We start from the raw sequence: 9,188 nt of genomic DNA on the forward strand, positions 1-9,188 counted from the left end.
TAAAGCTATTAAAGTTGCCAATACTCATTGGCCCTTCGACTTGCTCACCTCCGAGCCGAACCCCAACCACTTCACGCAACGTTTTTGAATTATCATTTTTGATTGCAAACTGGAAATAAGGGCGAGTCATCACCAGATCCCGCATCTGCGTACCGCCGTTTCCAAAAGTACAATTTCCACTGGAATCCGCAATACAGCCGAGTGAAAAGTTATCTGCATCTAAATCACAATGCTGGCCATTATTAACAGAGTTGGCCCCACCACAACCCAGCTGCAGTTTTTGGATGTTCATATTCAGCTCTAAAACAGCATCAAGACCAGCTGTATAGAACGTAAACCCATTTGTGCTCTCTTTTGACATCTGCATAAGAGCCTGACCAGTAACATCCGCAAGCTCACTATCCTGCATTTTTTGTAACGCAAATAACGAGGGGCTGAGGGCAAGTAGACACAATCCAATTACATAAACCAGAAAGAATCTTATCATCGCAGGAGCAGAAGCCTCCCAATCAGACACACGAGAGCGACCCAGTAGATTTGCAATCATTTTTTCAGGGTTCCTGTTATATTGATCATTATCAGAACCTTATTTTCCAAGTAGCTGCAAACAAGAGCAAAGCACGTTTTAATTAATGACCTTATGTACAATCACACCAATCGCCAAATTAAAAACCATACAAATAGAAGTCACCACCAAAAGCTATTCCAGCTTGGTAACCATTATTATCAGCGATTTTTAGACTGGTGAAAGAGCCGCCATTATTAAGCATCCACCCAGGTACGCCGCCTGTATCGTATTCCGCAGACAAACCTGAGACTTGCAAGCCGAAACGCGCATCATTGAAACCGCTGGATTCCCGCGTACTGTTATCATAGCTTCCTCCGGTTCCAGGAAAATGCGTTTTCAACGCCGGCATCGCTTTCATGTATGCAACAGTACAAGGGGAGGTGCCGTAGCCTTCTGGCATTAAGCAGGCTCCACCGCTATCAACAAAACTCCCGTACACAGGCACCATGTTTCCGGTATTATTCGATGAGTCTCCAGAGTCGTAAGCACCCAGCCAAGATTCGTAACTTGAACCCGACGAGATTGCATCGCCCAAAGTGGCAGCATCCAGCATCAAACCATTAACAGCCAGAGAAGCCCAGCCCGCTTTCCAAACCAGCCACTCCCCTTTACAGCTGCCAGCCCCATCGCAACCGCCACCACCAGGCAAATTCCAGTTTGTTGCAGAATAAATTCCGGAAGCCCCAGCATCACCGCGATTTGCAAGCTGCCATGCCAGACGACAGTTCATGTTGCCCAAGTCAGAAGGTCCACCACAAGAAGATAGGCCTTGCCCTGTGGTGGAAGGATCGTCAGTTCTAACGGAGTTATAGTAGTACTCTATAGAAACCATGACGCCTTCTTGACCTGTTATAGCTCCCATTTCCTGCTCTTCCAATGCCTCCATTGCATGGCCTAGGACAGGAAAAGCCAAACTTGTCGACATCAAAACAGCCGTTAGAACGCCCAGCAATGCTGTATGTAAAAATTTTCTACGAACAAAGATAGCATCAGGATCGATCTTCATTAGTTTCCGGCCCCCAACGATGTGATTTTCATATGCTGGATTAGCATACCCTCGATGCGTGAAATACCAAGGTTGGTCACCGTGTTTGTCGGTGCTGTCACGGCAGCATTCGTACCGCCTACAAAATATATTCCGTTTGTCGCGTCATTGGGCCCAGGCAACCCTGCACCAGTACCAATATCGACCCCACTCCAATCACCCCAGCGAACATAGCCATGAGTATCAGGGTTAGGATCAGCTATCGAATCATCCGATGCCAAGTCACAAATTCCTCCCTGCTCCTTGCAATAGAAATGATTATAAACATTTGAAACATCTGGAATTCGAGTCAGTTCAATCGAAAAGTTGCCATTCTGAACAGGATTGGCAAGTTCGTTTCCATTTTCATCGTATCTACTAACGCCACTAAAAGTCAGCGCCTGATAATGAAGGGTCCCCAAAGGAATGAAGGCATCCACATTCCTGAAATACATTCCTTCCTGATTATTGAAATTCGGAACATAATGAAGCTGATCAGGTGAGCCACCTGCTTGCCGAACGGAAAAACGAAAATCCCCTGACAACGCGCTATCGTAAGTCACACCAAAGGTTTGATCAGCTGTATTTGTTGTGTACATCCAGCGTTGTACCGCACGACGGGGCCCCTCCTGACGAGCACTATAAGAGTCGGTCTCCCTATCCCATATGTCCCCTTTTGATATCGGTTTGCCAAGAATAATGGTTTGGCTTTGCAGAAAATCGGCGCCGCCACTGCCAACAACAGAATTGTTATCTGTGCCCGAGGCAGCAGGATTGCCAGTTGGATTTTCAGTTGCATGATAACGGTTAACTTCCAACTCACCCCAGAAAGCCCAACGCCAGGGATCAGAATTTGCAGGGCCACGAAACTCAAGCACACTTGGCATTACTTTACCGCCGATACCCGTTGATGAGCCGGGAGTTCCTGCTGGCTCATCAAGCCAGCCACCATCGTAATTGTAACCTTGATATTCAAATACACGCAGCATGAAAGGGTCATAAACTGATGCAAAGGCATCAACCCCAAAATCCCCATCACCGACACCCATGGGGCAGCTTAAACTCGTTACCGTTGCTCCCTGACTAGCAGAATTCCCACACCCGCCCCCTCCGGAGTTACTTGAATACCAGTCTGTTCCATAAAAATAGTTACCGCTTCCGTTGGTTTTACTGGACCCTGCACTTGTCATGGACAAGCCATAGTAACGGGCGTCGCCTCGGCGCCATCCGAAATTATTATAAGCATCAGAGGTCGGTTGTGACCCCGTTAACTCTACAAAGCTGGTTGGAGCCATCCGGAAACTAAAATCATCGAANACAAATGCTAAACCGGCACCGGTAACGTTGGCCATTTGCTCTTCTTCCATTTCCACCAAAGCATTTACCGAGGGAGCCGCCAGCAGTAAAGGGAGCATTAGTGAGAAGCCGAGAGCGGGCATTCCTTGCGTGCAGATTTCTACTGTAGTTTTGGCAGGGAAACCCCATTTAATACATCGGGACATTTTTTTTATCGTTTGCATGGTCATTTGCTTCTTGCTCCTCAAAAGCATCACAGCCCTGAACCCGGTGTAGGGGTTGTAAGAGTGATGGAGGAATAGACGGTAGCAGAAGGAATTACGGCCGTACCCAGTGTATTTTCACCCAGCATCAAATTGGCCTTAAAGTCCTGCCCCATTGATACAGGACCACCGTTGTTATAACGACTTACGTCCAGACCACTAAAGCCTTCTGTAACCCTTCCCGCGGCTGCACGACCAATCAGCATATTATTAGCGATTATGAGCTTCGGCTTGCCATCACCATCTTCATCATCAGCTCGGATATCGATAATGCCATTATCGAAAGCGATATCGCCTTCTACATTGGCAAAGCGCCAGACTACATCCGGGCGACCGGGCTCACCCAAGCTAAGGTAAGCTCCATAACCGTTTGGGTTACCAATGCCACCCTCCGTCCCCTCATTGCCCAAGACATTATTTAGTGAGCCGAACCGAGCTGCGGCGCTATAACCTAGATAATTTTTCGCGCTATTCAGCGGGCCGGTATACTGCCCTGCTTCTGCGGCCGCCCAAGTGTCATTGGGATTGGAAGGCGAGAACCTTACGTTGAGCGCGCCTTCCATATTGAAGTCAAGCAAGGCACCTTGAACAATGCGCGGGCCAATCCCGTAGCTGCCATTATCGTCCGGCAGGATGCCACCACCAAAGGTAGCCTTGTAGTTGAAACGAGTGGACGGCGATGCCAGATCAAGGCCACCACTATAGTAATCCATGTCGTTAGTGCCAGACTGTTCTTTAAGCATGATGCGGGTATCATTAGCGGCCAGCAAAAAACTGGTATCCAGGAAACCAATACCCATAGCATTACGAGGGGTTTCACCATAACCACCCGAACCAGCATCTAAACCATTAATATTAGTGTCAGCAATCATCAGATGGGTGCCATGATCCCAGTTGGAGCCTTGGCGCAACGGATCATCCTCATCAAAGGTCTGAGACATAAGCATCAGATCTGCAACAATACCGCTGTCTTGGTCGTAACTATTCCCGCCGGGATAGAGATAGATGCTGGCGTCAACATTGGCCAAGGCATAGATCAGCCCCCAGTCAAGATTTCTTTCTTTAGCCGGTATTAGATCGCCATTTCCGTCACGCTCCAAAAAGCGCACATTCCGCGAGAAGGCTTGCAGCTGGGCATCGCGCATGTAGATGGCCAGGCCACCGGTGGAGTTTGCGCCGCTGTGCTCCATGGCTGCGGTGTAGCTGCCATTACTGTAAGCACTACCGATATGGCCCGGGGTCAGGTTGATAAACTGACTGCTGTTGCCGGCACAGGTCGCTGCCGGGCCATTGTAGGCAAAGCCCCAGCAAAAGCCCCCTGCCCCTTGATCGCCATTGATAGCGTCCAGCGCGATCAACGGGAAGTGGAACGATGCCGGCTTGATGTGCAGATTATTGGCGTAGGGGTAATCAAAGCCATCATCAGCAATAGTTTCGTCACCGTAGGTGCGCTTGCCCCATAAGGTCCAGTTACCGAGCTCAAAGTTGATACGGGATTTGTCCTGACCGCTCGCACAGGTGCCACCCGGGCAGACATCCGAGGTTTCCCCCAGGCGCCAGCGGAATTCCAGATTCGGGTCGCCGATTTGTGCGGCTTCGGCACGGTCGACGAATTCCCAGCCCCCGCCAAAGTGCAAGCCGCCGGATTTGTTGGCCATGTCGTAGATGACATGACTGCCATACTCTGACGCAAGCGTTTCTGTGCCGTACCATGTACCGCCCGGACGCCAGTAAAGCTCTACATCCTTCGCGCTGCCCAACCAACCAAAGTGCATAACACCACGGCTTTTATCCGTGATCACAAAATCCTGCGATTCACCATGAATGCCCGGATCTTTATAAAGGTACTCGAAATCCAGGGCCAATTTAATTACATCGGCTTGGGTTAGCCTAGTGACGGCCTCGTTCTCTCCTGGTGTGGCAGGATTATCCACTGGGGCATTAGCCCAATCACCGCCGTAACCCGTGCGCCAGATGAAGCCGTCCTCATCAATACCCAAAGTGCCTTCAGTCATTTCCCACATGGCATGAAAGTCGTGCATGACCATTTCGGGCTCATAAGTGCTAGGGTCAGAGTTGGTGGTAATGACCTGTTTGTAGAACAGGTTGGCGTATTCCACCTGGTTCGTATGCGGGTTCAAGCCCCCGACTTCGCCTTTCAGGTAGCCTTTATCGTAATCGGCATCGAACAGACCACGATTGCGGAAGGTCATGCGCATGGAGGTATCCAATGCCCAAGAGCCGAAAGAGCGACTTTGTGCAGTAGAGGATTGGGAAGTGGGGACGCGTAATGCCGCAGCCTCCAGCCGAATGCGGTTAACGCCCATGTAAAATTGCATGAGCGGGTCGGCTCCCGTAGAGCCAAAATCCAGTTTGGTAGTGAGAATGGCCGGGCCGCCACCCAAGGTTGCACCCGTCAGATCGACTTTGCGGGCCTTGACGGTATCGAGCTGAAGGGTTGCCTTGTAGGCTTCTTCCGCTGTCGATATTCCACCGCTCTTGTCAGCATCGAAGCCATCCACATCGGTAGTCCAGCCCGCTGATGTTGCCTCCCATCCCGCATCAGGCGTTTGAACAACCACGGTAATGCCGTCCCGGCCAGATACTTCAGACATGGAATCATCGCTCATGGCCGTCAGGCCGTAAGCAGACAAGGGATGAGCCAATACGGCCGCGCCCAGCAATAATCCTGTATAGAACGTATTTCGACGCACTGTGACCCCATGATTGTTGTTATTAGCCTTTGCCGAGGCGTGAACGATATGGTCAGGGCTTACGATATTTAGTCACAAGGCTACACAGCGCCAAACCTTATGGCAACACTTGTTAACGAAAACACTACACAGTATCTTTATTATTAATCCATAAATATCAGCAGCTTATGCAAGATAAACAGACTATTTACCAGGCCTATGCATGCTTGTACTCTTTACCCAGAAAACAGCTTGTTACCAAAGTGCACAAACGGCACCGGAATATTCCGATTGGATATGTTTCATTCAGCTTGACGCTCAAGGCTGATGATCCCTGCTCAAGAGCAACTGGATAAGAAACCAGGGTTGCCGTAGTCGGAGAAGGACCGCTTATGGATCTGGTGTTTGGTGCAGGGAACCAAGGTGGCTATGTAGTGGTCAACTAATACCGGACAGTGATTTAGGTTTTTCCTCGGCCACCGCAGGGGCGATTCCGCTGTTGTAGCTGTGAGGCCTGTGGTGATTGTAGTAACCCATCAGATAGTCACCGATATCTTTCTTTGCTTCAGGCAAGTTGCGGTAGCCCATTGTCGGCACCCATTCTGACTTCAGGCTACGGAACAGCCTTTCCATTGGCGCATTATCCCAGCAGTTGCCCCGCCGGCTCATGCTTTGCTGCATCCGATAGCGCCACAACCGCTGCCGGAACATGCGACTGGCATATTGGCCGCCCTGATCCGAGTGGAACATGACTTTCTCAGGCTGACCTCGTTGCTCCCAGGCATGATCCAGGGCCTTCACCACCAGATCTGCATCCGGGTGGCTGGAGATGGCCCAGCCCACAACTCGCCGGGCGTAGAGATCCAGCACGACAGCTAGGTAACTCCAGCCTTTCCCCGTCCAGATATAGGTGATATCTCCACACCACACCTGATTCGGGGCTGCCACCGTAAACTCTCGATCCAGATGGTTCGGTATATCGGGCCGCTCTACTGTCGCCTGCTTGTAAGCATGAGGCCCGGGCTGCTTGCAGATCAGCCCGAGTTCACGCATAAGACTGCGTACCTTGAAACGGCCAATTTCCTCCCCCTGCTCATTGAGGAGCCCTTGTATCGTACGGCTTCCCGCCGAACTGCGACTCTGATTGAACAAGCGGTTCACTTTGGCTTTCAAGGCCACCCTCTCCACATCAATACGACGGCACCGCTTACGATGTTCGTAGTAACAGGAACGATGCACATTAAACGCTGAACAGACCAATTCCACAGGCTCCCGCTCACTTAACTGGTCAATCAGCGCGTACGATTCCAGTCGTCCGACATCAAGAGAGCAGTAGCCTTTTTTAGAATGTTCTTCTCCCGTTCCTGGCGCTCACACCGAGCCTCAAGCTCCTGTATCCGGCGCTGCTCCGGGGTAAGAGCCTTGCCTTTGGGGGTAACACCTTGACGTTCCGCCTCAAGCTGCTTGACCCAGCGCCGCAGCGCGCTCTCAACTACACCAAGCGATGTGCTGGCTTGGGAAACAGTGTAGCCTTGATCCAACACCAAGCTGGCGGCTTCCTGCTTGAACTCAGGAGTAAAGGAACGTCGTTTTCTGGTCATCTGGCACCTCGATTAAGGTGGTAACTTTACCACCTATGTTGGTGTCCGGATTCATTAGACCACTACACTATAGCCCAAGCGTGAAAGTGTCGTATCGCGCCGCAAGGGACGTTATTCGCTACGCTCACCCTACGGGCCGACTCTCGGTCGCTGCTCCGCTGCGCTGCTACAGGACCACCAGCATGTGCATAAATTCATGCACTGGCATGGAGGCCAGGGACTGGGGATTATTGCAGGCGTCGAGGATGTGTTGCGCCCGTGTTGGCGGGAAGCAGGTCAGCAAATTCTGGTGGAACTTGCTCTTCAGCACGGGCATGCCCTCCTCTCTACGGCGTCGATGGCCTATGGGGTATTCCACCTCAGCAACATCCGTTTTTGTACCGTCGCTGAAAAAAACCTGTATCGCATTGGCGATGGAACGCTTATCCGGGTCGAGGTAATCGCGGGTGTACTCTTCGCTTTCCACGACTTCCATTTTATTCCGCAGGGTGTCGATCATCGGGTTGTTGGCGTGGAAGCTGTCTTCGTAGTGGTCGGCATTGAGGTCCCCCATGATCAAGGGCACGGCAATCATGTACTGCAGGCAATGGTCCCGGTCCGCCGGGTTGGCCAGTGGTCCCTCTTTGGAAATGATGCGGATGGCTGATTCATGGGTGGTTACGACAATTTTGTCGATCTCATCCAGGCGGTTTTTTACCTCCGGATGCAGCAATACCGCAGCCTCGCATGCCGTTTGCGCGTGGAACTCGGCCGGGAAGCGAATTTTAAAAAGGATGTTTTCCATCACGTAAGAGCCATAACCGCGCTGGAAGCTGAATTGACGCTGTTCTTCCGGCTTGATGGCCTGGTCCTTGTTGGTCTTGCTGAACAGCACATCGTAGAACCCCCACTGGGGGGCAGTGAGCGCGCCCGGAATTCCCATTTCACCGCGCAGGGCGATATCTGCAAGACGCACCGCCCGACTGGTGGCATCCCCCGCTGCCCAGGATTTTCGTGAGCCCGCATTGGGGGCATGGCGATAAGTACGCAGTGCCTGGCCATCCACCCAGGCATGGGAGACCGCAGACAGCATCTGCTCCCGATTGCCACCCATGAGGTGTGAGACCACCGCGGTGGATGCAACCTTGACCAGCAACACATGATCCAGGCCGACGCGGTTGAAGGAATTTTCCAGCGCCAGCACGCCCTGAACTTCATGGGCCTTGATCATCGCTTCCAGAACAGCCTTCATGGTCAAGGGCGGCTCACCGTTCGCTACCCGTTTTTGTGAGAGATAATCGGCTACCGCCAGAATGCCGCCCAGGTTATCCGATGGGTGCCCCCACTCTGCAGCGAGCCAGGTATCGTTGTAATCCAGCCAGCGGACCATGCAGCCGATGTCCCAGGCCGCTTTTACGGGATCCAAACGGTACGGGGTGCCGGGAACCCGAGCCCCGTGAGGCACCACAGTGCCCTCCACTATCGGGCCAAGATGCTTGGTGCATTCCGGAAAACGTAGGGCAAGGAACCCGCAACCGAGGGTGTCGAGCAAGCAATAGTGCGCGGTTTGCCAAGCTTCTTCCGATTCGATGCGGTAATCGCGAACGTAGTCAACAATGTCCTGAATGACTTGATCGTAATCGGGTCGCAGGTTCTGATCGGTATTGCTGGCCATGGTAGACGCCTCCCTGGATCGGTTGGCTTTCAGGGTCTCCCCCGGGATGGCAGAGGGTCAAGCATTGCCGGGGGTTAATTGAGCGGCTT

5 protein-coding genes are annotated in these 9,188 nt (G+C 51.9%); all 5 read right to left on the reverse strand.

Annotated features, from left to right (window positions below; all coding sequences use genetic code 11):
• On the reverse strand, positions 1–547 hold a 547-nt coding region (locus A3754_RS02635), incomplete at its 3' end, for a hypothetical protein (RefSeq protein ID WP_197468400.1).
• Between the two features lie 118 nt (positions 548–665).
• Complete coding sequence (locus A3754_RS26430) at positions 666–1,574, reverse strand: hypothetical protein (protein WP_156496708.1); 909 nt, start codon at positions 1,572–1,574, stop codon at positions 666–668.
• 1,567 nt (positions 1,575–3,141) lie between these two features.
• Positions 3,142–5,781 (reverse strand): hypothetical protein, encoded by a 2,640-nt coding sequence (locus A3754_RS02650; protein ID WP_156496710.1) that lies wholly within the window; start codon positions 5,779–5,781, stop codon positions 3,142–3,144.
• 501 nt (positions 5,782–6,282) lie between these two features.
• A protein-coding gene (locus A3754_RS02655; protein ID WP_156496711.1) for an IS3 family transposase occupies positions 6,283–7,445 on the reverse strand; the annotation gives its coding sequence in 2 pieces (ribosomal slippage) (positions 6,283–7,190 and positions 7,190–7,445; 1,164 coding nt in all).
• Between the two features lie 166 nt (positions 7,446–7,611).
• A complete protein-coding gene (locus tag A3754_RS02665; protein ID WP_063518786.1) occupies positions 7,612–9,099 on the reverse strand; it encodes a bifunctional 2-methylcitrate dehydratase/aconitate hydratase in 1,488 nt (495 codons plus the stop codon).
• Between the last annotated feature and the right edge of the window lie 89 nt (positions 9,100–9,188).

The organism is Alcanivorax sp. HI0083, assembly GCF_001635175.1.